This is a genomic window from Mesorhizobium sp. WSM3868, from assembly GCF_002294785.1.
Lineage (GTDB): Bacteria > Pseudomonadota > Alphaproteobacteria > Rhizobiales > Rhizobiaceae > Mesorhizobium.
In genome coordinates this window covers 1-24,535 of record NZ_NSGB01000021.1, presented here as the reverse complement: position 1 = coordinate 24,535, position 24,535 = coordinate 1, and the positions used below count along the sequence as shown (strand labels likewise).

Annotated in this window: 26 protein-coding genes; 13 read left to right on the top strand and 13 right to left on the bottom strand. The window is 57.9% G+C overall.

Annotated elements, in window-relative coordinates; translation table 11 throughout:
- Nucleotides 1–479: 479 nt before the first annotated feature.
- On the bottom strand, nucleotides 480–881 hold the full coding sequence (locus CK221_RS25720; protein WP_095779748.1) for a hypothetical protein: 402 nt from the start codon (nucleotides 879–881) through the stop codon (nucleotides 480–482).
- A gap of 214 nt (nucleotides 882–1,095) precedes the next feature.
- Nucleotides 1,096–1,386: a hypothetical protein gene (locus CK221_RS25715; RefSeq protein ID WP_095779747.1), complete on the bottom strand. Its 291-nt coding sequence runs from the start codon at nucleotides 1,384–1,386 to the stop codon at nucleotides 1,096–1,098.
- Between the two features lie 1,044 nt (nucleotides 1,387–2,430).
- On the opposite strand from CK221_RS25715, the gene CK221_RS30910 reads away from it, so the two are divergent.
- The 4 genes from CK221_RS30910 (at nucleotide 2,431) to CK221_RS25695 (ending at nucleotide 8,316) form a co-directional block, all read left to right on the top strand.
- Nucleotides 2,431–4,215, top strand: coding sequence for an adenylate/guanylate cyclase domain-containing protein (locus CK221_RS30910; protein WP_245430750.1), 1,785 nt, complete (start codon nucleotides 2,431–2,433; stop codon nucleotides 4,213–4,215).
- A complete protein-coding gene (locus CK221_RS25705; RefSeq protein ID WP_095779746.1) occupies nucleotides 4,212–4,778 on the top strand; it encodes a hypothetical protein in 567 nt (188 codons plus the stop codon). The genes CK221_RS30910 and CK221_RS25705 overlap by 4 nt, the downstream gene beginning before the upstream one ends.
- 2,672 nt (nucleotides 4,779–7,450) lie before the next feature.
- Nucleotides 7,451–7,744 (top strand): hypothetical protein, encoded by a 294-nt coding sequence (locus CK221_RS30000; RefSeq protein WP_143749106.1) that lies wholly within the window; start codon nucleotides 7,451–7,453, stop codon nucleotides 7,742–7,744.
- Nucleotides 7,741–8,316, top strand: coding sequence for a shikimate kinase (locus tag CK221_RS25695; RefSeq protein ID WP_095779744.1), 576 nt, complete (start codon nucleotides 7,741–7,743; stop codon nucleotides 8,314–8,316). The genes CK221_RS30000 and CK221_RS25695 overlap by 4 nt, the downstream gene beginning before the upstream one ends.
- 1,549 nt (nucleotides 8,317–9,865) lie before the next feature.
- On the opposite strand, the gene CK221_RS31135 is transcribed toward CK221_RS25695, so the two are convergent.
- The 3 genes from CK221_RS31135 to CK221_RS31290 form a co-directional block, all read right to left on the bottom strand.
- Nucleotides 9,866–9,997 carry a hypothetical protein gene (locus CK221_RS31135; protein ID WP_280952196.1) on the bottom strand — a complete coding sequence of 44 codons (132 nt, stop codon included), beginning with the start codon at nucleotides 9,995–9,997 and terminating at the stop codon, nucleotides 9,866–9,868.
- Between the two features lie 657 nt (nucleotides 9,998–10,654).
- Nucleotides 10,655–11,455 (bottom strand): hypothetical protein, encoded by an 801-nt coding sequence (locus tag CK221_RS25690; RefSeq protein WP_095779743.1) that lies wholly within the window; start codon nucleotides 11,453–11,455, stop codon nucleotides 10,655–10,657.
- Between the two features lie 359 nt (nucleotides 11,456–11,814).
- On the bottom strand, nucleotides 11,815–12,276 hold the full coding sequence (locus tag CK221_RS31290; protein ID WP_348628448.1) for a DUF3606 domain-containing protein: 462 nt from the start codon (nucleotides 12,274–12,276) through the stop codon (nucleotides 11,815–11,817).
- Nucleotides 12,277–12,718: 442 nt separating this feature from the next.
- On the opposite strand from CK221_RS31290, the gene CK221_RS25680 reads away from it, so the two are divergent.
- The 5 genes from CK221_RS25680 (at nucleotide 12,719) to CK221_RS25660 (ending at nucleotide 15,048) form a co-directional block, all read left to right on the top strand.
- Nucleotides 12,719–12,901: a hypothetical protein gene (locus tag CK221_RS25680; protein WP_245430749.1), complete on the top strand. Its 183-nt coding sequence runs from the start codon at nucleotides 12,719–12,721 to the stop codon at nucleotides 12,899–12,901.
- Nucleotides 12,902–12,994: 93 nt separating this feature from the next.
- Nucleotides 12,995–13,879 carry an RNA ligase family protein gene (locus tag CK221_RS25675; protein ID WP_095779741.1) on the top strand — a complete coding sequence of 295 codons (885 nt, stop codon included), beginning with the start codon at nucleotides 12,995–12,997 and terminating at the stop codon, nucleotides 13,877–13,879.
- Nucleotides 13,880–13,939: 60 nt separating this feature from the next.
- Entirely contained in the window at nucleotides 13,940–14,272 is a 333-nt protein-coding gene (locus tag CK221_RS25670) for a hypothetical protein (protein ID WP_245430748.1), read from the top strand.
- A 1-nt stretch (nucleotide 14,273) separates the two neighbouring features.
- Nucleotides 14,274–14,501, top strand: coding sequence for a DUF768 domain-containing protein (locus tag CK221_RS25665; RefSeq protein ID WP_095779739.1), 228 nt, complete (start codon nucleotides 14,274–14,276; stop codon nucleotides 14,499–14,501).
- Between the two features lie 283 nt (nucleotides 14,502–14,784).
- Nucleotides 14,785–15,048, top strand: a complete 264-nt coding sequence (locus CK221_RS25660) for a hypothetical protein (protein WP_095779738.1) — start codon at nucleotides 14,785–14,787, stop codon at nucleotides 15,046–15,048.
- 33 nt (nucleotides 15,049–15,081) lie between these two features.
- On the opposite strand, the gene CK221_RS29995 is transcribed toward CK221_RS25660, so the two are convergent.
- The 4 genes from CK221_RS29995 to CK221_RS25635 form a co-directional block, all read right to left on the bottom strand.
- Complete coding sequence (locus tag CK221_RS29995) at nucleotides 15,082–15,495, bottom strand: hypothetical protein (RefSeq protein WP_143749105.1); 414 nt, start codon at nucleotides 15,493–15,495, stop codon at nucleotides 15,082–15,084.
- A gap of 118 nt (nucleotides 15,496–15,613) precedes the next feature.
- Nucleotides 15,614–15,886, bottom strand: coding sequence for a hypothetical protein (locus CK221_RS29990; protein ID WP_143749104.1), 273 nt, complete (start codon nucleotides 15,884–15,886; stop codon nucleotides 15,614–15,616).
- Nucleotides 15,855–16,097 (bottom strand): hypothetical protein, encoded by a 243-nt coding sequence (locus CK221_RS25650; RefSeq protein ID WP_095779736.1) that lies wholly within the window; start codon nucleotides 16,095–16,097, stop codon nucleotides 15,855–15,857. Before CK221_RS25650 ends, CK221_RS29990 begins: the two co-directional genes overlap by 32 nt.
- A gap of 954 nt (nucleotides 16,098–17,051) precedes the next feature.
- On the bottom strand, nucleotides 17,052–17,270 hold the full coding sequence (locus CK221_RS25635) for a hypothetical protein (protein WP_095779733.1): 219 nt from the start codon (nucleotides 17,268–17,270) through the stop codon (nucleotides 17,052–17,054).
- 113 nt (nucleotides 17,271–17,383) lie between these two features.
- On the opposite strand from CK221_RS25635, the gene CK221_RS25630 reads away from it, so the two are divergent.
- On the top strand, nucleotides 17,384–18,898 hold the full coding sequence (locus CK221_RS25630) for a winged helix-turn-helix domain-containing protein (protein ID WP_245430747.1): 1,515 nt from the start codon (nucleotides 17,384–17,386) through the stop codon (nucleotides 18,896–18,898).
- A gap of 237 nt (nucleotides 18,899–19,135) precedes the next feature.
- Here the strand turns inward: CK221_RS25630 and CK221_RS30435 are convergent, their stop codons facing one another.
- From CK221_RS30435 to CK221_RS25605, 4 genes are all read right to left on the bottom strand, one after another.
- A complete protein-coding gene (locus CK221_RS30435; RefSeq protein ID WP_176479178.1) occupies nucleotides 19,136–19,312 on the bottom strand; it encodes a hypothetical protein in 177 nt (58 codons plus the stop codon).
- Between the two features lie 1,115 nt (nucleotides 19,313–20,427).
- Nucleotides 20,428–20,742: a polymerase gene (locus CK221_RS25615; RefSeq protein ID WP_245430746.1), complete on the bottom strand. Its 315-nt coding sequence runs from the start codon at nucleotides 20,740–20,742 to the stop codon at nucleotides 20,428–20,430.
- 139 nt (nucleotides 20,743–20,881) lie between these two features.
- Complete coding sequence (locus CK221_RS25610; RefSeq protein WP_143749103.1) at nucleotides 20,882–21,088, bottom strand: hypothetical protein; 207 nt, start codon at nucleotides 21,086–21,088, stop codon at nucleotides 20,882–20,884.
- Between the two features lie 143 nt (nucleotides 21,089–21,231).
- Entirely contained in the window at nucleotides 21,232–21,588 is a 357-nt protein-coding gene (locus tag CK221_RS25605; RefSeq protein ID WP_095779788.1) for a hypothetical protein, read from the bottom strand.
- 818 nt (nucleotides 21,589–22,406) lie between these two features.
- On the opposite strand from CK221_RS25605, the gene CK221_RS25595 reads away from it, so the two are divergent.
- The 3 genes from CK221_RS25595 to CK221_RS25585 all read left to right on the top strand — a co-directional run bounded on the left by CK221_RS25595 (nucleotide 22,407) and on the right by CK221_RS25585 (nucleotide 23,731).
- Nucleotides 22,407–22,586 carry a hypothetical protein gene (locus CK221_RS25595; protein WP_095779727.1) on the top strand — a complete coding sequence of 60 codons (180 nt, stop codon included), beginning with the start codon at nucleotides 22,407–22,409 and terminating at the stop codon, nucleotides 22,584–22,586.
- Nucleotides 22,587–22,747: 161 nt separating this feature from the next.
- Nucleotides 22,748–22,984 carry a hypothetical protein gene (locus tag CK221_RS25590; RefSeq protein WP_095779726.1) on the top strand — a complete coding sequence of 79 codons (237 nt, stop codon included), beginning with the start codon at nucleotides 22,748–22,750 and terminating at the stop codon, nucleotides 22,982–22,984.
- 366 nt (nucleotides 22,985–23,350) lie between these two features.
- Nucleotides 23,351–23,731 carry a cytochrome c family protein gene (locus CK221_RS25585; RefSeq protein WP_095779725.1) on the top strand — a complete coding sequence of 127 codons (381 nt, stop codon included), beginning with the start codon at nucleotides 23,351–23,353 and terminating at the stop codon, nucleotides 23,729–23,731.
- Nucleotides 23,732–24,535 lie beyond the last annotated feature (804 nt).

Sequence of the window (24,535 nt, the reverse complement as noted above, 5' to 3'; positions counted from 1 at the left end):
TTTCCGACCTGGACCTCAACGATGGCTTTCTCTGCTTCGGCTGCCCGGATCAAAGTCTGGGCTTGCCGCTGCGAGATGGCGAGGGAGCGTGTCATCTAGTTTCATCCAAATAGTCGATCCGGCTGCGGAGGTTTTGACGACCTCGCGCCAGGCCGATTGGTAAGTTGCAGCTCGGTAGCCGCCTAGTTTTTGGTCGCCGTTGCTAGTGTGCAGCTTGGCGACGGCTTCGAACAGGAATCGTAAACAGGAAATATTTCGCGAGCAAGAAATTAGTGCTCTGGCAATCCACATTATATTGTGAGTTATTAATTGCAATAGATAGAGGATTATCAAAGATAATTGGCGGGAAATAATCGGGATAATACGCCGAGCAGTTGCCAGGCGTGCAAGCGGTGTTTCGGCCTCAGCGCTCGGTCCATCTCGACTGGCTCGGTGCGGCTCCTCCGTCCGTGGCGGACCACAATGCTGGGGCCGGACCGTTAAGGCTCTTCTGAATTTGCACCGTCTGGTGCCACCCACTCTAGGCGAGCGCGGTACTGGATCATGAAGTGTTCGGACATCGGCTCGCCATGGATCCGCGTCACAGGCTGGCCACGGCGCTTGAAATAGTAGCGAAGGGTGCCGTCTTTGTTGGGGCGGGTTACCAGGTATTCGAGCTTGATCGGCATGGAGGCTGCCGCTTTTGGCTTCCTCAGCAACGGCGCAACTGTGCTGGCATTCGCAAGATTTCTAGCAGGCTTGTCCCCATTATCGTCAGCGATCTCAACGGAAAGTAATTCTCCATTGAAAACTACCTTGCCAATGGGGAGGCCGACATCGCGGACAGCTTTCACTATGCGGGTGACCTCGTCGTAGGTGATGCGTGCGGCTCGGTGGCTCATAGCTTTTAGGCAACCCTCGAATGAGATATGCTAACTTGGTGGTTTGGCCTACGTCGTAGCGACCATTGAGCGGGCTACCGTATGATGTAGGGACGCTGAAGATGCCGGCCTGTGCCCGAGAGCTTAGTCGTTTTCCGCCTATCGAGACCGGGCACAGCGGGCCGGCTCCTTCGCATTTTCGGTTCCGGCGTCACCGCGTCGCCGAAAGGCTCCTTCAAACATTAGGTGGCCACACGCGAAAGTGTTCGAGGCCGGACGGGTCGTCGCCGAGCAGTGTGAGAATCTCCTCCAACTCCGCCAGACGCTTCTGGGCAGCATTCAGGCGCTGGATGACCTGGTCATGGACGTGCTTGCGAGCCTCGGCGATGTCGCGGAACTCCCCGGTCATGCAACCGCTCTTCAAGACGCTGAAGCCGGTCTCCGTCTTGGCGATGCCATAGGTGATGGTGCCGCCATCGTAGGCCTCGTCGTAGGCAGGGGTTATTGTGTTTTGGATGTAGCTCATGGATTCCTCTGTAATGCCTTTTTGTGTTGTCTCTGTTGGGCTTGGCGCATACTGCTGGCTTATGCGGACATCGCCCTTGAGTTTCTGAACCAAGGTGCTCCTTGCTCGTGCTTGAGTCTGATCCTGCGTGTCAGTCGGAGTATCTCTTGGCGTCTGCAGCTGTATTCATGACAGTTTCGGCGAGCAAGGTTTAATTGCGTTCGCGTCCCACATTTTATTGTGGACGTATTAGTTGGATTATCTCGGATATTATCTAGGTAATCGGTTCGAAAATAGAGATAATACCTGGAGTAATTGCTGTGGGTGCCGCACGGATCGTTGGCCTCAGGGCTCAGTTCGTCTCGACTGGCTCGGCGTAGTTCGTCGATGCCAGCCTGACCAAGATGTCGAGGCGAGGTTGGTACCCTTTAAGACTCTTTTGAGTTTCCATCGTCGGACGTCCCCCGCTTCATCAAAGCGCGCCACTGTTCCAGGAAATGTTCGGACATCGGCTCGCATCACGCGTTGGCCGCGGCGTTTGAAATAATAACGAAGGGTGCCGTCCTTGTTGGGACGGGTCACGACGTATTCGAGCTTGAACAGCATGGAGGCTCTCACAGTTTGGGATTGGGTGTTCAGCGGCACAAAGTTCTTTCTCGTTGCCACATGGTTGGGACGCATCTCCCGCTCTTTGCGGGGAGATGATGGATGGATGCCCTCCAGGTCAGGCAGGTAGGACGAGGGCTGTGGTGAAGGCTGAGCTAGTTAGGCTGGGCCACAGGTCTTTAGCGGGATGCCTATGCCAAGCCGTTCGAACCCGGGCTGCCCAAGGCTCAGCATGGCTGATCCGCAGGATATGGATTGCAGCGTCACGCGGGTTCGCTTCGACGGCAGCTTTGCGCCTATTACAGACACTTGGGCTCGACATGTCCAAGGTCTTGATTGGGCCGGAGGGGAACAATGGGAATCCGGTTCGCAATGCCCGGGTTTGCCCTACGCTTACTGAACACGGCTACTCTGGTCGCGAATTTGTGCTAATCTGCCATTTTGCTGGGGGCTCGCGTTGTGAGCGAGACGCGAAAACTGGCCGCGATCCTTTGTTCGGATGTGGTCGGCTATAGCCGGCTCGCCGGCGCAGACGAAGATCGCATCCTGGCACGGCTGCGAAGCCTGCGAAGCGACCTGATCGATCCGACAATTGCAGTCCATCACGGTCGCGTCGTCAAACGCACCGGCGACGGCGCGATCGTGGAGTTCCGCAGCATCGTCGACGCAGTGCGCTGCGCCATCGAAGTCCAGAATGCCATGGTCGAGCGTAACGCCGGCGTGGCAGAGGATCGCCGCATCGTTTTCCGGATCGGCATTCATGTGGGCGATGTCGTCGAGGAGAGCGACGGCGACCTGATGGGCGACGGTGTCAACATCGCCGCGCGCTTGCAGGGCGTCGCTGCGCCGGGCTCGATCTGTCTGTCTGAGGACGCCTACCGCCAGGTGAAGGGGCGGCTGGAAGTCGCCGTCACCGATCTCGGCCCCACCCAACTGAAGAACATCGCGGAGCCGGTCAGAGCCTATTCGCTGGAAGTGGGCAAGCCGGCGCTAGCCAAGCCTGCGCCAGCGACGAAACCTGCAGATCAAACGAAGTCGGTGATTGGCCAAGTCACGCTGGCTCTCCCGCCCGTTCTGCCCGATTCGAGGGCGGCGGGCAAAGGCATCGCCCCCCGCCGACCGCGCTCATGGCACATCCCGGCGGTTGCGGGAGCTTTGATATTCGCCCTCTGTCTTGCGTCCGGTTGGTGGTGGATCTCGAAGCCAATTACCCAGCCGGACGAGTCGGCGCCCGATGCAGCTGTCGACGCCCGACCTTCCATTGTTGTGCTTCCATTCGACAACCTGAACGATGACAAGGAGCAGGAGTACCTTGCAAATGGGTTCACTGAGGACCTGACAACTGAGTTGGCGCGTGTACCCGGCCTATTCGTCATCTCGCGCAACGCAGCTTCCGCTTACAAAGGCAAGGAGACGATCCCCGCGGAGATCGCTGCAGCGTTGGGGGTTCGGTACCTCCTTGAGGGATCGATTCGCCGCGTCGGCGACGACTTGCGCATTAACGCGCAGCTCATTGATTGCTCGACCGGTGGGCACTTCTGGGCGGAGCGCTTCGATGGCCAGTGGGCTGACGTGTTCGCGCTGCAGGACAAAGTAGTCGGCAGGATCGCAGGCGCGCTCGAGCTTCGTCTCGTCAACGGACCACAGGCGGGCCGAACTGGCGGGACAAGCAATCCGGCCGCCTATGATGCTTACCTGCGGTCATTGGACATTTCCAATCGCGACAAGACGGCAGATGCATTTGCCGCGGCGGTGCAAAATCTGAAGCACGCCGTGCAACTCGACCCGAATTTTGGCGCTGCGTATGCGAAGCTCGCCCTGTTGTATTGGGAGGCGGGCCTCACCCGCGCCGTGATGATGGGTCTTTCGCATGACGAGGCGCGTAATAAGATGTACGAAGCGCTCGAGGCGGCGGCCAAGCATCCTTCGCCAGGTTATTATCAACTCGTCGCGGAGCTGATGGTCCGCGAGCGCAACTCGGACGAAGCGGTCTCCGTTCTCTTGAAGTCGGTAGCGCTCGATCCCAGTGATTCTCAGAACTATCTCTCGCTCGCCAATGCGTTGAATTTCAACGGCAGGCCGAAGGACGCGCTGACCTATCTCAATGCGGCCGCGCGCGTCGACCCGAACTCGTCCATGGACTACCGGCACTATCAGGCCGGGTTAGCCGCGTTCGGCCAGGAAAAATTCGAGGATGCGGCTCGCGAGATCGAGTCGATGGACTTTGCATCGGCCGAACCTTGACCAAACTCTTTGCTCTGCAGATCCTTGCTTCCGCATATGCGCACCTGGGGCGCATCGAGAAGGCTGCCTCGGCTGTGGAACAGCTTAAGGTGATTGTTGCTAAGTTAATTGGAGACGAACCAAACCTGCTAGCTACCCAAGACTACATGGTGTTCAAGAACACCGCCGATATTGAACGCATTTTGGTTGGCTTGACCCGAGCAGGCATGCACGATCTTCCGCTTTCCTGGGGCATGGATCCGAAGAACCGGCTTACCGGTGCGGAAATAAGATCTTCCATACTCGGACACGAGATCCGCGGAAAGACGGTATATCCTGACTTTCGGCCCATGCAGCTCACGACCTCGAGCGAGGGGGCCGTCCGCGAAATCGTTGGCGAGACGACGCGCGTCGGGACTGCGTGGGTGCAAGGCGATTTTTTGTGCAAGGCCTTTCCAAGGGACCTGACAGGCTGCGGGGCGATATTTCGCAATTCATTTAGAACACCGGGCCGCCAAGACGAATACGAGGCGGTCTACGGCGCTCCCGGCTGGGAAAAGGAAGAGTTTTCCGTAGTCAGATGACGTCCTCCAAGCTTCTCTGACTCTGTTCGGTTGTTGGCGCAAACGCCACGTTCGTGTCGCCGGCACATCGCCGTAAAGAGCCGCCTTAACGAAGGAGCGAACTGCTTAGCCTTATTCGGCGCGCGGCGTATCCGTGACCCAGGTGGCGTGTGGCTAAACGGGCAGATTTGACCCTTTGCCGTCCTTCCCACGAGTACGAGTGAAGGTCGGCCCCCATTTCGGTCATTGGAAAATTGACAGTGAATGATCGGTTTTGGCGGCTTATCAACCTTTATGACCGCTCGGCGTTTAAACTAGCCACAATGACAAGTTCGGGTGTCCACCTCACGCGAACCAATCTCGGTTAGGTGTAATGAGACCGCCTAGACCAAGCAGAAGAGGCATGGTTGCACGGATACTTAGCCGACCGACAATGGCATGCCCGTAAGGGTCGGTCAGGCCTTCGATCATCGGGACCAAGTACCCGTGCCGCCACGTGCACGCAGCTCCTTACCTTTTAGGCTCCCTTTTGCCGACTTCGTCGGAAAGGGACGCAACATCATTTAGAAAGTTGGAAAGAGTTCAACTTTCCAGCCTCCAAATCGACGATGCCTGACGGCTGCTGACCACAGTCCGTCGTGTAGCAAAAAAAGGGGAGCAGGGAGGTTGTACCTCCTTCCGGATCTTCGCCTTCGGCGTGGCTAGGAACCCGATGCGGTCACTTCTACAGATGCAGAAGGGGCAATGCAGTGCTGCTACGAAGCTTGGTCCGTTTCCGCTGATATCCTGCCGCTGGGTGACGTGGCGTCAGGTTGCGCCGCAGACTGTAGGCCCGCTTTCGAGAGCTGCTGAAGTCTCGGGTCGAGATCCTGATGCGGCATAGAACTCGTCGAGTGCTGGCTTGACCGTTGTCCGGTCGGAGAGCCGACCGCCCACTTTCTGGGCGACTCATTGGGTCAAAGGGTGGCCACAGTGATGCGTTTCGGGAACTTTCGGCGCCTTCTTTGTCGACCACCAAGTGTTCGGCCGGTTGCCGACCGAAAAGCAGGCACCAGGATGTGATCCGCGGACGGCTGGTGCGGGAACGAGGTTCAATGAATTGCGAACTTTCGAGGATTCTCACGGCGTAGACTCCGATGATGATAGTTGCTGATTTTGCTCTGACCTGGGCGATCCCAAGCCAAAGAAAGCAATGGAATTTCAGCTGCTCATCACGCCGGAGCCTTCCGGCAGGGTGCTTCGTATCGTTCTCGAGCGCGTCGGAAGAAAGCCCGCGACCAGGTTTGCAACAGGCCACTGACAATTCTGCGGACGGAGGGTCTATGAAAAAGTCGACTTGGCCCAACTTTCGAGAGAGGGCAGGTCAGATCCGATAGGCGTTAGGCTGGGTTTAGGTCGATGAATATTCCGGTTGGCTTACAGGTCGGATGGGAATTTAAAGATATCCAACCGACAGTGTCGGCAGGAGCCGAGCCAGGTTGGGTCGAAGTTCTTCTCAACCTGCATGGCACGAACCAAGCGAACCAAGGAAACCGGGAACCGCGGTCAATGATCGATGGATGGAACCAGGAGCTGAATTGCCATTCTCGGGCCGGGTGCGAGGTATAGAGTCGAGAAACCCAGAACGTCAAATTCCAGCCGAGCAACCGGTGGAGTCAACGAAGGAATTATCTACAAAATCCCTCTGAATATTATCTCCATAATGCTCGCCAGCCTCACTCCCGCGTTACCGGCTCGCTGCGCTCGCTAGGGACGCTGCGCGAAGCTGGCTCGCCCTCGTCTTCCCAACGACTTCGAACGCGTCGGCATTATCTCGCGTATTATATAACGGTCGGAGGATTATAAAGGTTACGATCGAAGATTCCGAAGGTAAATACTCGAAGAGTTATGAAGGTTATAATCAAATGATTATCAAGATACGCATAGAATGATTATCTAGAATAACGATAGGAGGGTTAATAAAGTTATAATCGCCGATTATCGATGTAATTATTACAAGTAAATATCGGCGGATTATTTAGATAATGACCGGCGGATTATTGAATAATCTAATAATTGGTAACGTTAGGAGCACATTTTTGGTTTTGAAAGCGGAAAGGCGGGGGCGGTGAAGGGATCGAGGATTTTTTAGCGGCGTGTCAATGATCTGACAAGGCGGTTTCTTCCGGCCCACAATAAAATGTGGTCCGACAGGTCAGAGGGATTTGGGCGAAGTATCTCCTCCTTGCTCCTGGTTCGCTTTTCGGCTTGTGCTGATTATGAGGTCTATGGTTCTCCGCTTGATGCGCGTCTGGGTCATCGGATCAGGTGCGAAACCAACTTCTCCGCCACACACCTGGTCGAGGACTGAAAGCGTGATGTCAAAGCCGCCGCAGACGGGCTCTCAGAGGAGCGTACGTCCGTCCGCATGGATCTCGTGCCTGAGCCCTGGATGGCTCCTACGGTGCCAGTGAGGCGCCTGACAAGCAGCCTTTGCGGGTTGGATCCGACCGCAAGGTGTTGACGCGTGCTTTGGCTTCTAGCGAGCCGGCAGAATCCGGCACATCAGCCGCGGGATTTCTGAGCGCAATTCGAAGCTATGCAGAGCCAGATGGAGCGGGCAGGTGACTTAAACTGGATCGTAAAAATGCTCACGAGTTCGGCGCAAGGGCTGGAGGCGTTGACCGTCGAGCAAGCCGGCCACGAGTTGCTCGATGCAGTTGCCGGCACGGCTCGCCAAGCCGGATGATTACCTCGTCCTGAGCCAGGAAGTAAGCTTGGATCTGATCGCGAAGAACCACCCAGGCTGGTCCGACATCAGGGCGAGTGTACGCCTTGTGAAGAAGAAATCGACATCCCTGGCATGGAAAGCACCGTCGCCACCCAAGTCGTCGCAAGGCAGCCCCGGCGGCGACGAGTTGCCGACGGTGTGGGCTTGCGAATGCAAGCAACCGGTGACAATTTTACCGCAACAAGCCGATCCTCGGGTGGACGCTGGTTTAGAATGACACGTTTAGTGCTGATAGGGCCGATGTGCTCCGGCAAGTCCACGATTGCGGAGCGCCTCTCCGACCGCTTGTCACTGCGCAATATCCCGCTCGATCTCGTACGCTGGGGATACTATTACCAGATCGGTTATGACCAGCGGGAAGAGCGGCGGCGTGTCAAGGCAATGGGCTGGCGTGCACGTTTCGACTACTGGAAACCGTTCGAGGCGTATGCGGTGGAGCAGGTGCTTCTCGACTATCCGGATACGATCATCGACTTCGGCGCAGGTCACTCGGTCTATGAGGACGACGTGCTTCTGGCGCGCGTCCAGACCGCGGTCAAGCGCGCTTCACATGTCGTTTACCTGCTGCCCTCGCCAGATATGGAGCGATCGCTGGACATCCTTTGCGCTAGAGCTGAGGTACCGGACGACGAAAGGGCGGATTTTGTCGCATTAAACCGGCCATTCCTGGAGCACCCATCAAATGCGCTGCTGGCGACGGCAACGTTCTACACCGATGGCTACAGTGTCCATGAGACCTGTGAGCAGATTCTCCACATACTCGACAGCCAAGCGCGGCCGGTGAGCTAATCGCTTGCACCTATCGGGACATCACAAGGTTTAAAAAAAGGCAGAGCCGACATGCGTCCTGTACCTGGCCCGGCCTTCAGAACGGATGCTGGTTTGGCTCGTGCTCGAGGCCCAGCAGATCGAATTCGTATCGAATAAGCTTTCGCCTTCAGGCAGGCGGATCTCCGGATATAGGACGAGCTGCAAACAATTTGAGAAGCAAGGCCCGAGCCGACGGGTGTCGGAGGCTATGCAACTGGCAGCACAGCTTTCCCGGATGCGCCGATCGAACCAGGAAGCTGAGTTCTAACCTATAGGCGACAACGTTCACAAACGTTGCTCAAGGCGGTGAGTCGTCGATGTCCGCGTGCGCAGACCTCACACGCTGCACTATCGATGCAATTCTCGGGTTGGGCGAGAGACTATCTAGCCTCCCGAGTGTTTCGAAAACCGGCGGCAAGATAGCCGCCTGTGTCTATTTGTCGTGAGGGTTCGTGGTCTCGTCGAGGTTGCCTCGAGGCGACCAGCGAACATGCGTGCAGTTATGATCATCGCCTCCTTTGGCTCATGGTCGTCTTGATCCCAAGACGCCCGAAGGGCGCGAAGCGCCGGAACCAGGGAAAAGGAACGGAAGCAAAGCAGGGAACCAGAAAGAAGACCGGGGGAGGGTGTGTTTGTGTGACCAGAGACACCCGGGGGGTAGTTCGAACCAGGGGTGTGGACCCCTGGTGTGATATGGTGTCGGACCTACCTATCAGAAATCTCGTACTGCGATTAAATGCGGGGGAAGCCTCCCTCTTCTGGAGCCATGGAAAGAAGCCTCCGCACCGAAGCCGCTTGCGAGCCAGCAGACTGAGAGCGTCAAGCATATCCCTGTGGGGCCCTCGCGTGGCCAACAGAGCGGAGCTCCATGGCTATTCGCGACAAGTTCGACATCGATCACTTCAACGAGAGCACGCAGCGAGCTGAGGGCTCGAGCCGAGGCACAGGCCAGTTGGACTCTCGCGAGCAGGACGATGATCACTCTCGTCCAAGCGGCCTTGCTGCGAGTGCTTTCGAGCCGAGCCCTCGATGTCGAACAAGCCTCATTCCCCCGAGCCAGTGGGGAAGAGCTCCAAGCGTAGCCGGGTCTCCCGGGAGCATCCCGAGGAGCGCAGCGCAGCGAGCACCGCAGGGAAATGCGGTGAGGGGGATCCCGGCGAAGCGTTATGGAGATAATGAGCCAGAGAAAATAAATATAATATTATCTAAATAAGAACCAGAAAAAATATAGCGGGGATTTTTATATAGGGCTTTTATAAATACCGCGATAATATTTACCAGATAACATTAACTAAATAATATTATGTTGATTATGTTTGGTGGGGTTCCCTCAGCTCGAACCACTGAGTTCTCTGAACTCAGTCATAGCTGCGCCCGTCCGTATCTCTCTCTTATTATTTTCTTTCTAAAGAAAATACGGGGGAGAAATGCAGAGGTAGGCTTGTGGCGTGCCGTAGAGGGCAGGAGCCCTCTAACTTACAGGAGGGGGGTCTGGCAAGAGGGGTGGGTCAGAAAAAGTATGGTGGCCTCAGTGAAATGTGGGCCGCTCCCAGGATTCTTCCCTGACGTCGATCTCATACCAGCCGACATTGCGGTCGCCGGCCAGGAGGGTGACGGCGTCGATCTCCAGCTCGGTCGGGTTGCCGTCCTTGTCCATCATCATCGTCACGGGGAGGGATAGGAGTTCGCTGCAGGCTGCACGGCAGGACGAGCTGGCGTACTGCGGCTGATGCTTTCTCGTCGATCCATGTCCAGAAAGAAGGCACCAATGGAACGAACTCCCTTGCTGAGACTCAGGAATCCATACCAGTCAGGTGAGCCGGAAGCATCCTAAGCGCAGTGCGGCGGAGCGGAGGATGATGCGGTGCGCATCCTAGTTATCATGATAATCGCCCAGTGATTACTCATGATAATCCGCTTGATAATGAATGGGCTCCCAAGCCCTGTCTTCGGCCATTCGTGTCTCACTAACTCATGCACTCGCTCTCTCAATCGATCACTTCCAATCGCTCACTCACGCACCCACTCACTCACGCACCCACTCACGCATGACCAACTCACTCTCTAGAACCCTCCGACTTCGAAGCGGGTGAATGAACGGTGCAGGCATGGGTCGAAGCGTTTGCCGCCAAGGAAGCGCTCTAGACTAGCTTGCGCCGAGGGGGGATACCACCTGGTGAACTTTCTGGATTGACGTCGATAGACCCTCGGTGAAATGTGAGCTGCTCCCAGCATCCCGCTTGGCTCCTCAGTGCTCAGTCTTCGCGGGGGCGAGATACTGTGGCTGGATTGAGCTTCCGGTGAAGCTGCGGCTGGGTCAAGATTCCGGTGGCAGAAACAGCGACTTAGTTGGAGGAGGAAGTTCCCGTGGGCCTCCGAAGTCAATTCGCGGAGTTTGAGTTTTAGGCGGGGCTTCGGATGGGGTGGCCGGATTGAGCGAGTTGTTTGGAGGACCGTCCGGTGGGACTGCAGCTGGGTCAAGCCCGACATAGGCGGTCGAGGTCAGCGGACCGCCGCCAGAGGCATGCTGGGCGTTGCTGACCTCCGTGGGTGTGGAAGCGCCATCATGGCCCGCTGGCGAGCTAGGACTTGACGCACTCGACTCCGATGGCACAGCTGTCGCCTCTTTGAAGCCGCTATTTTCATCTGGTGATGCCTCAGGCGAATTATAGATGGTCCCAATCTTTCGAAGCTCGTCACGCTTCACCAAGCGAGACAACACATTGTCGACGCTCGTGTTATTGCGCTCGACCACCTTTTGAAATTGTTGGATTTGCAAGAGATGGCCGATAATCTGACGACGCGTCGCGCCATTCGTCTGGGTCTTCAAAAACCTCTTAATCTCGTCTCCTATGGGGGAGCGCCGCGGATGCTGCTCAGACGGTAGGATCGCCTCATTTGATGTGCTCACCTGCGTGGGCAGCAAAACATCACCTATCAGTTGATTGGCTCTTTCAGGACCAATCACCTTGGCGACATGGTTGAGCCACTCCTCCGTTTCAACCACCTGCTTCTGCAAGACGGCAATCTGGGCCTGCCACTCTCTGCGGTCCCTCACGCGCTTTTGAACCTCAGCGGCGCTGAGCAGCACATCGGAATTAGGAAAAAGAATTGCCATCACGAATCCTCAAAAAAGTCGGGGAGGCGATTACACCGCCCCGCTCCGCCTCCGCAAGATCGGGAGGATTTCAACTGACCAGGTAATGAGCGTGACGCCGCGCTGAAGGCGCGTCTCGCTCGCTAATCGAAATCTCGTGATGGATGCCGTCCTTGGAGAGTCCCGCTGCCGGAAACAAGCCGTCCTGGGGACGGACTGGGCTTGGCTAATGGGGCGAGGACCGAGCGGTCGGAGATCGACAATTCGGACTTTCGCGGCACATCAGTAGCGAACCCCGAACCCTTAGATGAGGAAAAGCCTGCGGAAATCCAAAGCCACATCCCAGAGAATGAAGCGCGAGATGAATTGACCCAATGGCGTCACCGCCGCCCTACGGCTTTGGCCTCGCGCTCGAGCGTTGCTCGGTCATTGCCGTGCTTCCTGATCAGCTCGCGCACCTGCTGCGGGGTGAGCCCGACCTTCTGGGCGAAATACTCCACCTCCCAGTATCCATCGGCCGAAACCCGATCACGGTCGCGGAAGTCACGCTTGCTCTTGTCGTCTGCCATGTTGGTCCTCCTGAGTAGGAGACACACACCGTTGCCGCCTTGTTCCCGCTCTTTAGCGGCGGGTCGCGGAACGTCTCGAACGCGCCGCCGTTGTCCCGAATGACGCTTTCCGACGATATCCGCATGGTCCGAAGGCATGTCCGGCTGGGTAGACATCACCTCGCGCAGCAGCGCGAGCGCATAGCCCAACTGGAGCGTGACGAACTGCCGACCGCCGACGCCGTCGATTTCTTTGCGCTTCTGGAAAGCATGCAAGAGCTTCACGAACTGCATCTTTCGCGGCTGCTCGCAAAGGCTTCGGATCAAGCCGCTTAGTCGGGAACCCTGGACCTGACTTCCTGCCGTGCTCCAGGAATTTTCTTCAACTCTTCGATGCGGGCTTGGATGCCCGCCGCGCGTTTGGTGGCAAGCTTTGTCCTGAGCAGCAGTTCCCTCGAACGCGTTATAGCGTCTCTCGATGAATCGAGGACGCGCTTGTCGTGGGAAGATTGAAACGGGCGAGGATTGTTTTCGAGCATGGCACCGGCCCTCTACAGACGGGGAACATGATCGCTAGATCTTTGCCATTAACATACATCAACAAGCCCGGTTCTCAACATTGGAGATCGGGTGACCGCCTCTTTAGCCGGTGCGTGCGGCCGGGTCGGGAACATAGTGGAGTCTGCGCGATTCATGCTCAATGAGCACACGCGGTATCAACTTCGTCGACCGATGGATGGCAGAGCACCTGCCGAACGCGATGACTGATGATCCGGTCGCGGTGAGCGACCTGGCCGACGAGCTGATGAAGGCGGCTGAGAGAGAAGGCATCCCGGCCGCCGAGATCACCGAGGAAGTCGACAGCGTCTTCGAAGTGATCTTCGCGATGGAGCACCGCGAAGGAAGCTTGGCGGGGTAGACCGCGAATAACGGATACTACATACAATTTCGCTAAAATACCCGGAACCGGAAGGCTGCTGCGCGGCTTTTATCGCCGTTGGGGTATGTGTGCATGCGTAACGCCAGAGAGCGGCTGAAGTTCATCAAGCCGCTGGAGCCCATCCAGGTCGAGACGCCGCCGGTCAGCGACGAATGGGTGCACGAAATCAAATACGACGGCTACCGCACCCAAGTGATTCTCGACTGGGCCGGCGCGCGGGCCTTCTCTCGGAATGGGCACGATTGGTCGAAGCGGTATTGGCCGATCGTTGCCGCGGCTGAAAAGCTTCCCGCCGAGTCCTTCATCATCGATGGCGAGATGATCGCGCCGGAGCCGGATGGTCGGCCGAACTTCCAGCGGATGCACTCCCGCATGACATGGAACGCGGAGCAGCTAGCATTCGTAGCCTTCGACATCTTGTACATCGATGGCGAGGATCTGCGCTCGTTGCCGCTGATCGAGCGCAAGGCGAAGCTCTGGAATCTGGTCAAGCCAGCCAAGGACATGATCCAATACAGCGACCATGTTGAGGGCGGTGGCGCCTCGTTCTTCGAAGCCGTCGAGAGGATGGGCTTGGAAGGCATGGTGTCGAAACGACGCGGGAGCCCATACCGAAGCGGCAGGGTTGAGTCTTGGGTGAAGACCAAATGTTGGGATATCGGCGACTTCGAACTGCTGGGTATCAAGCGAGAGCCTGGGAAGCCCGCTGCGGCGATCATGGCGCGCGGTGGCCGATATGCCGGCACGGCGTTTATAACGCTGCCCAGTGCCCTCAGGGAACGGCTGTGGAAGCGTGTCCAAGAGGCCAGGGCCGCAAAGCCTTCCCAGCGTGTGCCGAGCGCCTTCGCTGATGAAGTGGAGTGGGTGAAACCGGGCATCACCGGCCGAGTCAAGTTCCTTCGCGGCGAGCACACGCTTCGCCATGCGACGCTGCAGGATTTCGAGGAAGGAACCTAAGGCAGCCGGCCAGCTTGACTTAGTATGAGCGCCCGAGCCGTGGAGTTCCTGGACATGTGGATGGCAGAACATCTGCCAAACGTCATCACTGATGATCCCCTTGCCATCAGCGACCTTGTCGATGAGCTGATGGCGGCTGCGAAGGGTGAAGGCATCAGGCCCAAAGAGTTCCACGAAGAGGTCGACAGCGTGTTCGAAGTTATCTTCGAGGCGATGCAGCACCGCGAGGGCGGCTTGGCCGAGGGCGATGAGGCCGCCAGAGACTTGCTGGCGGGTCGCCTGGCCCAGGAAGCAGGCGTTACCACGGAGCAAGCGCAGGATCTAATCCGGGGGTTCGGTATCGATTGGGAACCGCTGCTTCGCGAGGCTCATTTCTTGAAAGAACAGCGGTAAGATGAGCGAACGTGGAGCAGAATTCTACGGCAAGTGGATGACCGACAACGTAATGCGCGGGAACGTTGGTGCCGATATTATTTCGATCGCGGAGTTGACGGCTAAGCTGTTCACCGATGCCAGGGAAGCGGGCATTTCCGAGCACGAGATCGAGGACGAGATCGGAAGTGCTTACGACGCGATCCTGGGTGCAATTGTTGGCTCTGAAGGTATCAACAAAGGCGGGTGATCCGTAAGCATCGCCTGCCAACAGGATGAACTAATCCCGGCCCCATCGGCTCCGGTCGGCGGGCTTTTTGTTTGTCGTGGAACACCTCGGCGGCTGAAGTTCGGTTCCTGGGCGCATCCCGGGAGACGCTCTGAGCGCGCCCTGTCGAGTCGGTCCCGACGCAAAGAGCCCGCTCGCGGAGGAGGTGCGGCGGGCTTTCGGGCCATTCTACGGCAAGCCCCGTTTTACCACCGGTATGAAATGTGAGTGGACCTTTCTCGCAAATGCGAGGCTATAGGCCGTTATGCCCAAGTTTTTCTTTGATGTCTCCGATGGCGGAGAGGTCTACCACGATGCGCGCGGCGTTACCCTCGCAGACGAAGAGGCGGCCAAGCTCCGCGGCTTCGAGATCGTAACGAGACTTATCGTCGGAACGCACCACCCGAAGGACGATAGCCGTGATTTGCTTTGCACGATCCGCGATATACGCGGGCACCCGATCATGAGGATCAAGGTTGAATCGGGCGAGCCAGTGGTGAGCGGCGAGGATGAAAATCCCCAGCGTTGAGGGTGACTTTTTGGCGGCACTCGCCTGGCAGATCTAGAAGATCTGGCTCCGCCGGCCGTCCAAGGTAAAGGAGGTAATATGGCTCCAATCTCGATCGAATTCGCAGGATCCGTTGGAGCGGACAGGAGCACGCGCCTTGTTGCGCCCCTCAAACCGGATTGTCACCTTCGGAGGATTGGCCTCTTCGATCGCGCTGAGGGCTTTATAGGCCATTCCGGGTTCGCGTGATTTCAGCGTCAACAGGAAGAACTCGCAACGAGCGGCCGGCGACTGCACCGGTGGCGGCCCAGGTTGGGAAATTGTGACGGCGTAGACGCATGGCGCTGCTATCGCCAGACATGCCGCCACGCTCAAGGGAAACAGACTCATCCTCGCCAGCACCACCAGCCCTCGAGACGCTCCGAGATCCAGACAGATTCCCATCACTTCTGGCAAAACGGCAGGCACCCATCTCTCTCCTACCGCCTCGTTTCGGTTCTATCAAATGATGCAGCGAGCAGAAGGTTGCATAATATAGAGAGAGTAGGCTCGTTGCCGATCACGTCCGGCTGGGCGCTTTTGGCCTTTAGGCCCGGTTGGCATCGGCACGTTTCTTCTGTGCGCCCTTACAGAGTTCATCTAGTTTGTCGCGGACCCGATCGTTATCAAGCAGTAGCTTGGCGCGCGGGAAACCTTTGCTACGAAGCTCCCGTTCGATGGCCTGCCACCCTTCAAAGTCGCCCGATGCGGCAAGTTTCCCAGCCTCGCGCCACATGCGCACGTCACTCGACACGCGGTTCGTTCTGCCGCCGCGGGGCGACGCTCTGTTATTTAGAGCCGGGAGGACCGGAATGAACATGGTTCTTGTCGCCCCATCCGTTGCCCGGGCGTGTTCCTCCCGATTTCGCAATCGCCTTGGAGTTCAAGCTTGTGCCGAGCAGCATCGTAATGGCTGGAGGGGTCACCGCGGCAAAGCGCCCTGCCTTTTTCAAAAAATCCCGGCGCGCCTCGCCCTCTGAAACAAGCTTTTCGGGGTTCTTTTCCGTGGGTCTTGTGCTCTCATTTAGCATGTCAGTGCTCCTTCCTAGAAATCACCTAGATGCGGCATGCAAAGAAAGTAGTTCCCCAAAGGCGTACATGTCGCAACGATGTCCGGAACTCGGGAGCGCCCTTGAAGGTCCAAACAGATGCCCGCCACCCCAGGCAACGGGATTGCGGGCATCTATCCACAGCTCTCATGCCGCCGACGATAGGGAACACACACACGCTCGCCGGCATCGATCAAACTAGGCAATTGGCCTTTTGTTTCAGCGTAGGGACCAAAGCGTCGGCTCCTGCGACTTCGGTCGCATCGGGGCAGCAGGGAACATTCCTACCAGTGTCCCGGTTAAGTGTCGCGGCGTGTGTCTCCGGCACGAGGTTCACCCGTCGCGCTGGGGCGCTCCCCCACGGGAGCCCGTTCGACCCCCTCAGGCGAGCGGGCTCTTGCCTCTGAGATTCCAACGCCACAGTTGGCATTCGCTCTCGCACTTTGAATTACTTGATTGATCTGCTTGCGAAGGCTCAAGCCACCCACCATCTGACGAATGTCGTAGCCTTCGTTTTTGATCTTTGTACGCACCTCACCAAAATTGGCGTAAACGCCAGACTTGGCGAGTTCGAATGCGCGCTCAAGGGTCGTTTTCCTGTGATCCATAGCAGCGCTGAGCATATAGGAGTTTGGGGAAGGCTGAAACGGCTTTCGCCGCCTCAAATTTCAAACTGAGACACTACCAGCCTACATAACTGGGTATGGGCAACGGGTGGACGCTTCAGGAACTGATCGACGCGGGCATGTCTGTCAGCGGCGGCTGCCTGGATTGCCATCGGCATCAGCGGCTCGATCTGACGCAGCTCCGCGATCGGTTCGGGCCTCACGCTCCTGCAATGGAATGGGATCTGAAGCCAAGGATCAAATGCGGCGGCGGCAAGTGTCCCGCGCCGCCCGGAAGGTTGCGGCGGACCGCCCGGCAAGACCTTGCGGATCACCAACTGGGATCGCGGCCTTGGAGATCGTCGTTCGGGACGATCTGCGGTTGGCGGCCAATACCGGTGTAGGGGTCCACGTAGCTCATTTTGACCGAATTGCCCACCAGAACCGAAATGGCCTTGAGCGATGCGCCGATTGCAAGCTTTGGAAAGCTCAGCCGCGGCAGGGCAAGGGGTCGATTTATCATGCGGCCGGTGGTGGAGGTATCGGTCATGGTGTCCTCCTCTGACGGTGAGAATGACACCGCTTTCCGGTCAGGTCCTTGGCTGGGACCTGAAGAGTCCTGAACAGCCCTGAAGTTCGCCTTCAGGGTCATCTTGGATTATCGTGTCCGCGAGGGAGGGGGCTTGGCCGATGGACCTAGAGTTTGGGGACTATCGTTTGAAACGCGCCGAACGGCGGCTGCTGGGACCGAATGGGCCCGTGGAGCTTTCGGCTCGTTCCTTCGATATCCTCGCCATGTTGCTGGACAGACCCGACGAGGTGATCGGCAAGACCGAGCTTTTCGATACGGTCTGGCCCGGCCTGGTTGTTGAGGAGAACACGCTGCAGGTCCACATTTCGGCGCTTCGAAAGCTTTTGCCTGCCGAGATGATCGCAACCGTGCATGGTCGCGGCTATAAATATACTGGCCCCAGGCCTTTCGTGGCTGCGGCAGACACTGCGGCACCGTCGAAGCCCTCCATCGCCATACTCCCCTTCGACAATATGAGCGGCGACCCGGAGCAGGACTATTTTAGCGACGGAATCACCGAGGACATCATCGCTGAGCTGGGCAAGTTCAAGGAGTTCCTGGTCATTGCGCGAAACTCCTCCTTCCAGTTCCGCGGCAAGGCGAATGATCTGGCCGAGGTGGCAAAGAACCTTGGCGTCCAGTACGTCGTCGAAGGCAGCGTGCGGAAGATGAAGAACCGCGTGCGGATCACCGTGCAACTGACCGACGCGTCCGCCATGGCTCATATCTGGGGCGAGCACTACGACCGGGAACTCGACGACATCTTCGCCATCCAGGATGAAGTCACCCATATGATTGCGGCCCGCCTGGCCCGACAGGCCAGAACCGCGATTGCATCGCGCGCCAGGGCCAGGCCGACGAGCAACATGTCGGCCTACGAGTTCTACTTGCGGGCGCTGCAGCTCGCGGCCGTCTATGAAACCGCGCTCGAAGCGGAGCCCTTTCTGCGCCAGGCGGTCAAGCTCGATCCGCAGTTTGCTGCCGCCCACGCTATGCTCGGCTTCGTGGAGTCCATCAAGTTCTATTGGATCTCCACCAATCCCGGTCACCTGCATTCCGGACTTCAGATCGCAGGAACCGCATTGCAGCTCGACCCGGACGAAGCCTATGCGCACCTCGCCAGCGGCTTTGCGCTTCTTTACCTGCGCCAATTCAGGCAGTCCGAAATCAGTCTCGACCGGGCGGTGGCGCTCAATCCGAACGATCCGTTCATTCTCAGTATCCGGGCGATCCACCTGAACTACACCGACAGGCCGGATGAGGCGCTGGTTGAAATAGACGAAGCCCAGCGCCGCGACCCATACGCCGTGGGATGGTATGACGATTTTCGTGGCATCATCCTGACGACGGCTGGACGCTATCGCGAGGCGACGGCCTGCTACGCGAAAATGGCGAGTGTACCGCCGTGGTCGCTCATTCGTCTTATCGTGTGCCATTCCGAACTCGGCGAGGTCAGGCAGGCGCGAGACGTCCTGGCAAGAGTCAAGGCACACTTTCCCGGACTAGGCCTTGACGAGATCGTTGAGACGGAAGTGGACTACTATGCGGATCCCGCCGTGTGCAGCCGCTATCGCGAGATCCTGCACCGCCTCGACGAGGAAGAATAAGCTTCTCGCAGAGCGTTTCGGCGTCTCACGGAAACGCGGGCGATACTTCGTGCGACTTTTGAATTGAACGATGGGACCTTGGTCTCACGCGGCAGGAGAGCCCAGCGGAACTCGGCAGCCACGGCAGGCTGGGCGCAGCTCCCGGGAGACGGTCCGAGCGCGCCTGTCGGGCCGGTCCCGACGCAAAGAGCCCGCTCGCGGAGGAGATGCGGCGGGCTCTTCTGCGGACTCTTTTTCCTATTCCTTCGCTAAGATCCGGGCTTCGCGAAGCAGCGAATTCGGATCATTGCCGAGCATCTTGATAAGGTCGCGCGCCTGGGCTTCGGTAATGCCGGTTTGCTGCCTAAGGAACTGCACGCTAAATTCGGTCTGTGCCTGCACGCGCCCGCGAGGATCTTGTTTAAGCTCCGACATTGAAAAACCAGTTGGAAAAACCCCAGTGGCCTGCAACGCCGACGGCCGAAACTGGTTCCAACGGAAAGCCCGTCGCAGCTAATTGAGCGTAAGCGACGGGCTTTTTTAGGTTGCCACTGAGACGGCTACATTCCAAGGAACCGACCGCTCCTTTGTTTAATCACTGAGGCCTGAATCCGTTCCACAAAGGGACCGTTCTGTGAGACAATGGCCAGGTGCCTCGCCGAGGGCGGCGGTCATGTCATTGTCGTGCAGTGGCGTTTACGGGCCCGCTGATCTGGACATGCTCCAGCGGGTGTTTAAACGATTCTGCGACGAGCGACGCCTAGCCAAGAAGGATCGCGAACAGCGGGAATATCTTGCTAGGGAAGTCTTCCAAGCTTTTGATGACGGCACCACCGACGAAGCTGACCTACTGAGAGCGTTTTCTAAGCGACGGAGAGCGTAGCTGGCCTCCGGCAAAATAATCTGCGGCGGTCTTATTAGCTAAGCCTTAGAAAATATTAATGTCAGTCGCTGCGAAAGCGGCGCATAATGTGCATCTGCCCCGGCTCGTAACGGGGTAAGCGGCCCGGCCTGTCCCGCTCAAGTCGTCCCCCGACTCCCCTGCATGCAGGCCGGGTCGCCCCCTTTCTTCCGAGTGCCTTGTCAGGCCAGGTTTTACGAAATGATTAAGTGACCTTTCCCGCACATGCGAGGTAAGCCCACCATGCCTCATTTCTTCTTTGATGTGTCCGACACCGGTGATGTCTATCCCGATGCACGCGGTGTCCTACTTCCCGGCTCTGAGTCGGCCAAGGAAAGGGCGCTCGAGATTGTTCGGAAAATGGTGGCGGGGCAACCGCTAACTCAATACCGCGACCCGGTGTGCACGGTCCGAGATCCGAATGGCACTCAGCTCATGCAGATCAGAATTGAGCTCGGAACAAGGTACGGGCCGAGGCCCCAGCGCTGAGGGTGGATCAACGCTGGGGCCATAGCCATGTGCCATCCGCGCCATCACCGGGCTGATCGCGGTACTTGCCATGCCTGCTTATCAGCGTACGCTAATATCATGAACGAATAGTGAATCAGGTCTCATCGGACCGGCGGCCGCGCGCTATTCCTAGGGGGCGCTAATCAGGCCTTGGCTCTACTAAGCCGGCATCGATGTGATCAGGTAATCGCGGGTGGGTTGGCCTCGCGACTGACGCGGTCGTCATGGCGTCCGGCGGCAGAAGGATCACCATCTTTGCCTCTTGATCAGGCCAGAGAGGCTTTCCTGCCAGAAAGAACACAGTGGCGACAAGGCACATCAGGAGGATGGCGGCGCAGAGGTTGGCAATCATCTCGCCCAGTTGCACGCGCTTCCTCCCGGCAATGAAACACCCGCCGCTTCGCAGGTCGCGGCGGGTGATCGTCACAAAACCTAACTGACGATGAAGGGACATTACTCGCCAGTTCCGACTCCAATGACATAGCGCGCAATATGTTTCGTCGATGCGACTTTTGAATTGAAGGATTGGACCTTGGTCCCACGCGGCAGGAAAGGCCCAGCGGAACTCGGCAGCCACGGCAGTCTGGGCAGGCCTAGAAGATCTGGCTGCGCCGGCCGTCCAAGGTAAAGGAGGTGATATGGCGCCAATCTCGATCGAATTCACAGGATCCGTTCGTGCGAACAGGAGCACGCGCCGCCTTGTTGCGCATCTCAAACGCGATTGTCACCTCCGGAGGATCGGCCTGTTCGGTCACGCTGACCGCCTTGTAGGCCGTTCGGCCTTCGCGCGACTTCAACATCAACAGGAAGAACTCGCAACGTGCAACCGGCGACTGCGCCGATGGCGGCGCAGCTTCAGAAATCGTAAGCGCGTAGGCGAATCGCGCCGCTATGGCGAGGCATGCCGCCACGCCCCAGGGAGAGAGGCTACTTCTCCCCAGCATTAGTTGGGATCGCCACCCCTCGAGCCCCCGTGGGCTCCGCCGCCGTAGCTATCGCCGCGCGATCCTCCGGTTTTAAAAATCTTTCCGTTGCCGGATTTGAAAATCTTTGGCTTGGGACCCGAGCCGGATGAGCCGAGGTGAATGTGGTTCTTGTCGCCCCAGCCGTTGCCCGGGCGTGATCCTCCCGACTTCGCAATCGCCCTGGAACTCAAGCTCGTGCCGAGCAGCAATGTAATAGCCGGAGGCGTCACCGCAGCAAAGCGTCCAGCCTTCTTCAAAAAATCCCGGCGCGCCTCGCCCTCGGAAACAAGCTTACCGGGGTTATTTTGCGTCGGGCTTGTGTGCTCTTTTGGCATCTTAGCACTCCTTCCTAGAAATAAATCTAGTTGCCGAATGCAAAGAAAGTAGTTCCTCAAAAGGCGTACATATCGAGCGGCCCCGAGATTCAAAAAGATGCCCGTCATTGCAGGCGGGAATGACGGGCATCTATCCAGCTGCTATCACGAGGATAGTGACGCATTTCCGGCGGCTCCATCAAATGTTGTAGTGAGGATTACCCAAAGCGCCAGCCAGTCCTACTTCTGGGTTGTCTCAATTTGAAACTCGGATGGCTTGTCGCCTATAGGCGGTGCGCCAGGTTATGACTGGAAAGCATGAGGCCATGACCGGCAAAAAAATAAGCAATGGCGGAAGCAGCTTTGAGATCGTTATGATCGCTGTCATCATTTTGGCTGCGATGGGGCTGATCATAGTCGCAGCCACGGGAATGCAGTGATTGCCGGTTGGGCCCTTTGAGTTGATCCCGACGCAAAGAGCCCGCTCTCGGAGAGGTGTGGCGGGCTCTTCTGCGGGCCTGGCTAATTCCGCCTGCTGGGTGTACGTCAGCTTCTGAGCCGGGCCAATGCCATTGAGGATCGGACCTCAGTCGTAGTTGCAGGCCTGTGGCCAAATCGGACACTCTGTGGCCGCGTCGGTTGGAGCCCAATCACCCCAACGGCCGGCGCAGCCCGGCTTGCCAAAAGCAAGAGAACCTACTCCGCCACCACAGCAAGCCGGGCAACACCGTTTGTTTATCGCACCTGGGTAGGAGCGCGCCTTGGAGTCGCCCCGCCTACCCTCCAACTGGCATCCCCATGCCGCCGGCGGGCACCGATTTCGACAGCGGCGAACACCTATGGAAAAAAATAGCAAAAAAGAGCGCCTAGATTGTGATAGCGCAGAGCGTAAATTTCGGGTGCACTTTCTCGTTAGAGAAACGGGCATCAGCGAAGCGGAAGCGAATGCCTTGATTGACCGGATCGGTTACGAGGTCGACGCGCTTCTTTGTGAGGCACGGAATATCAAGGGGCGCTAGGCCGGAACCGCCTCATGCATATCAAATGCTGAAAAATGACCTGCAGCTCGTCTCTGGGTTGGCGGTTGGCTCGCAAGCGTCTGCCAAGACTCCATCAAGCGAGCAAGTCACCTTCCGACATAAGCCGTTAGTGGCGAGGGGCTGAACGATCCCCCGCCCCGATGGATAACGGCTGGACACTCCAGGAACTTGTCGACGCGCGGATGTCTGTCACGGCCGGTTGCCTCGACTGCCATCGTCATCAGAAGCTCGACCTACCGGCGCTCCGCGACCACTTCGGTCCTGTTGCTCCCGCCATGGAGTGGGATCTTCGGCCGAAGATGAAATGCGCGGCCTGCGGTGGCAAGCGCATCACGCTGACCTACTCGCCCGACACCTCTCCGAAGAAACTTCAGTAGCGCCCAGACGGCCCGCTAGCCATCTTGCTTCGGGGGGAAGTGGTGACAAGCCGCCGGGCCTAGGTGGTCCGGGACAGGGTAGCCAAAACCCCGGACGGCGTTAACGATAGCGTCACGGTGGACGATAGCAATTTGTTGTTTTCGTGAGCGTCAAATCAAGGACCAAAGCGCGTCGCCTGAGTCCGTTCCTCGGGACGCGCCGCACAACTGGCGTTTCTACCCATCGGCTTGATGCTGTGGTATGTAGATGCCGCAATTCCATTGGTGGGACCACGGATACTCCGCTCTACCGTGCAGGCCGCCCCAGCGCAGCTGGCGTGGTGCGGATCGTCCGGCGCAGATGACGATCGATCAGGGAGGAATGCCATGCGCGCAATCGCACTTTTCATCGCTTCGTCGGCCACGATCTTCCTTGCAAGCCCATCGCGGGCGCAGGATGCGGCCGCAGGCGAGAAGGTCTTCACCAAGTGCAAGGTCTGCCACATTGCAGACCATGACCAGAACAAGGTCGGCCCGTCTCTGCACGGCGTCATCGGGCGCACTGCGGGCACGCATCCCGGTTTCACTTATTCCCCGGCCATGGTCGAGGCCGGAAAATCCGGCATCAAATGGGATGAGCCCACACTGACGAAGTATCTTCATGACCCCAGGGGGATGATCAAAGGGACGAAGATGGCGTTTCCCGGCCTCAAGAACGATCAGGACGTAGCCAACGTCATCGCTTACCTGAAACAGTTTTCCAAGTAACAAGCCGGCCCTTCCAGGCGCCCTGTCGGTGGCGCCGGCTCGCTCCGAACATCCACCTTTTGGCAGTGCGGTTGGCAAAAGAGACGAGCCTATCCGAGGAGGAGGCGCGGGAGCTGATCCGGCTGATCGGCACGGATTGGAATTCGCTGCAAATTCCTCAAGGGCCGCCATTGAGCACGCGCGGCACGAACTTTCTGCATCAATGGCTCGCTAACAACCAGGCAGGCATGATCAGGGCGGACGTCCTGTCGACGCCGAGTTCATCCAGGAACTGTTTGCCGACGCGAAGTCGCTTGGCATGAGCAGCACTGAACTCGAGGAAGACACCGGCAGCATCTATCAGGCCATACTGGACGCCATCGTTCATCACGAAGGCGGGGCACCGGACCAGGCAGAGAAGGGCTAGCTCTTCTCTCCTACCGACGCGGCTTACGGTTTGCCTTTCCTATCCATCGTGGCAACCAGCGCCGCCTCGTCTGTCGCCCGTTCTGGAAGGCCGCGATCAACAGGCTACCCATCCCATTCCCTTTCGGCGGCGTCGGCACTTGCGGGTAATAGCTTCTGGAGCACTCTTTCAAGCATCGCCATGTCGTCGGGTCCGAGAATACTGTTTGGCTGAGAACGCATCGTGCACCCCCAGGAACCTCTGCGGCCCGGCCCGCTTAATCTGGGTGACACAGGATTATCACGGGTCGGGCCACCCCACCGCTTGAAGGTGGGGAGCAGCGATCCTGCATCCATATGAGCGGACTCGCAACTAACAGATTTGCGACTGAAGCCTCTAACGATCCCGCGCATAAGTCC

What these genes read in the sequence shown, in the direction of transcription:
- CK221_RS25720 (WP_095779748.1), bottom strand. Translation starts at nt 881, where the DNA reads ATGAGCCACCGAGCCGCACGCATCACCTACGACGAGGTCACCCGCATA.
- CK221_RS25715 (WP_095779747.1), bottom strand. Translation starts at nt 1,386, where the DNA reads ATGAGCTACATCCAAAACACAATAACCCCTGCCTACGACGAGGCCTAC.
- CK221_RS30000 (WP_143749106.1), top strand. Translation starts at nt 7,451, where the DNA reads ATGCAGTTGCCGGCACGGCTCGCCAAGCCGGATGATTACCTCGTCCTG.
- CK221_RS25695 (WP_095779744.1), top strand. Translation starts at nt 7,741, where the DNA reads ATGACACGTTTAGTGCTGATAGGGCCGATGTGCTCCGGCAAGTCCACG.
- CK221_RS31135 (WP_280952196.1), bottom strand. Translation starts at nt 9,997, where the DNA reads ATGATGGACAAGGACGGCAACCCGACCGAGCTGGAGATCGACGCCGTC.
- CK221_RS25690 (WP_095779743.1), bottom strand. Translation starts at nt 11,455, where the DNA reads ATGGCAATTCTTTTTCCTAATTCCGATGTGCTGCTCAGCGCCGCTGAG.
- CK221_RS31290 (WP_348628448.1), bottom strand. Translation starts at nt 12,276, where the DNA reads ATGCAGTTCGTGAAGCTCTTGCATGCTTTCCAGAAGCGCAAAGAAATC.
- CK221_RS25680 (WP_245430749.1), top strand. Translation starts at nt 12,719, where the DNA reads ATGGCAGAGCACCTGCCGAACGCGATGACTGATGATCCGGTCGCGGTG.
- CK221_RS25675 (WP_095779741.1), top strand. Translation starts at nt 12,995, where the DNA reads ATGCGTAACGCCAGAGAGCGGCTGAAGTTCATCAAGCCGCTGGAGCCC.
- CK221_RS25670 (WP_245430748.1), top strand. Translation starts at nt 13,940, where the DNA reads ATGGCAGAACATCTGCCAAACGTCATCACTGATGATCCCCTTGCCATC.
- CK221_RS25665 (WP_095779739.1), top strand. Translation starts at nt 14,274, where the DNA reads ATGAGCGAACGTGGAGCAGAATTCTACGGCAAGTGGATGACCGACAAC.
- CK221_RS25660 (WP_095779738.1), top strand. Translation starts at nt 14,785, where the DNA reads ATGCCCAAGTTTTTCTTTGATGTCTCCGATGGCGGAGAGGTCTACCAC.
- CK221_RS29990 (WP_143749104.1), bottom strand. Translation starts at nt 15,886, where the DNA reads ATGTTCATTCCGGTCCTCCCGGCTCTAAATAACAGAGCGTCGCCCCGC.
- CK221_RS25650 (WP_095779736.1), bottom strand. Translation starts at nt 16,097, where the DNA reads ATGCTAAATGAGAGCACAAGACCCACGGAAAAGAACCCCGAAAAGCTT.
- CK221_RS25635 (WP_095779733.1), bottom strand. Translation starts at nt 17,270, where the DNA reads ATGACCGATACCTCCACCACCGGCCGCATGATAAATCGACCCCTTGCC.
- CK221_RS30435 (WP_176479178.1), bottom strand. Translation starts at nt 19,312, where the DNA reads ATGTCGGAGCTTAAACAAGATCCTCGCGGGCGCGTGCAGGCACAGACC.
- CK221_RS25615 (WP_245430746.1), bottom strand. Translation starts at nt 20,742, where the DNA reads ATGTCCCTTCATCGTCAGTTAGGTTTTGTGACGATCACCCGCCGCGAC.
- CK221_RS25610 (WP_143749103.1), bottom strand. Translation starts at nt 21,088, where the DNA reads ATGTTGAAGTCGCGCGAAGGCCGAACGGCCTACAAGGCGGTCAGCGTG.
- CK221_RS25605 (WP_095779788.1), bottom strand. Translation starts at nt 21,588, where the DNA reads ATGCCAAAAGAGCACACAAGCCCGACGCAAAATAACCCCGGTAAGCTT.
- CK221_RS25595 (WP_095779727.1), top strand. Translation starts at nt 22,407, where the DNA reads ATGGAAAAAAATAGCAAAAAAGAGCGCCTAGATTGTGATAGCGCAGAG.
- CK221_RS25590 (WP_095779726.1), top strand. Translation starts at nt 22,748, where the DNA reads ATGGATAACGGCTGGACACTCCAGGAACTTGTCGACGCGCGGATGTCT.
- CK221_RS25585 (WP_095779725.1), top strand. Translation starts at nt 23,351, where the DNA reads ATGCGCGCAATCGCACTTTTCATCGCTTCGTCGGCCACGATCTTCCTT.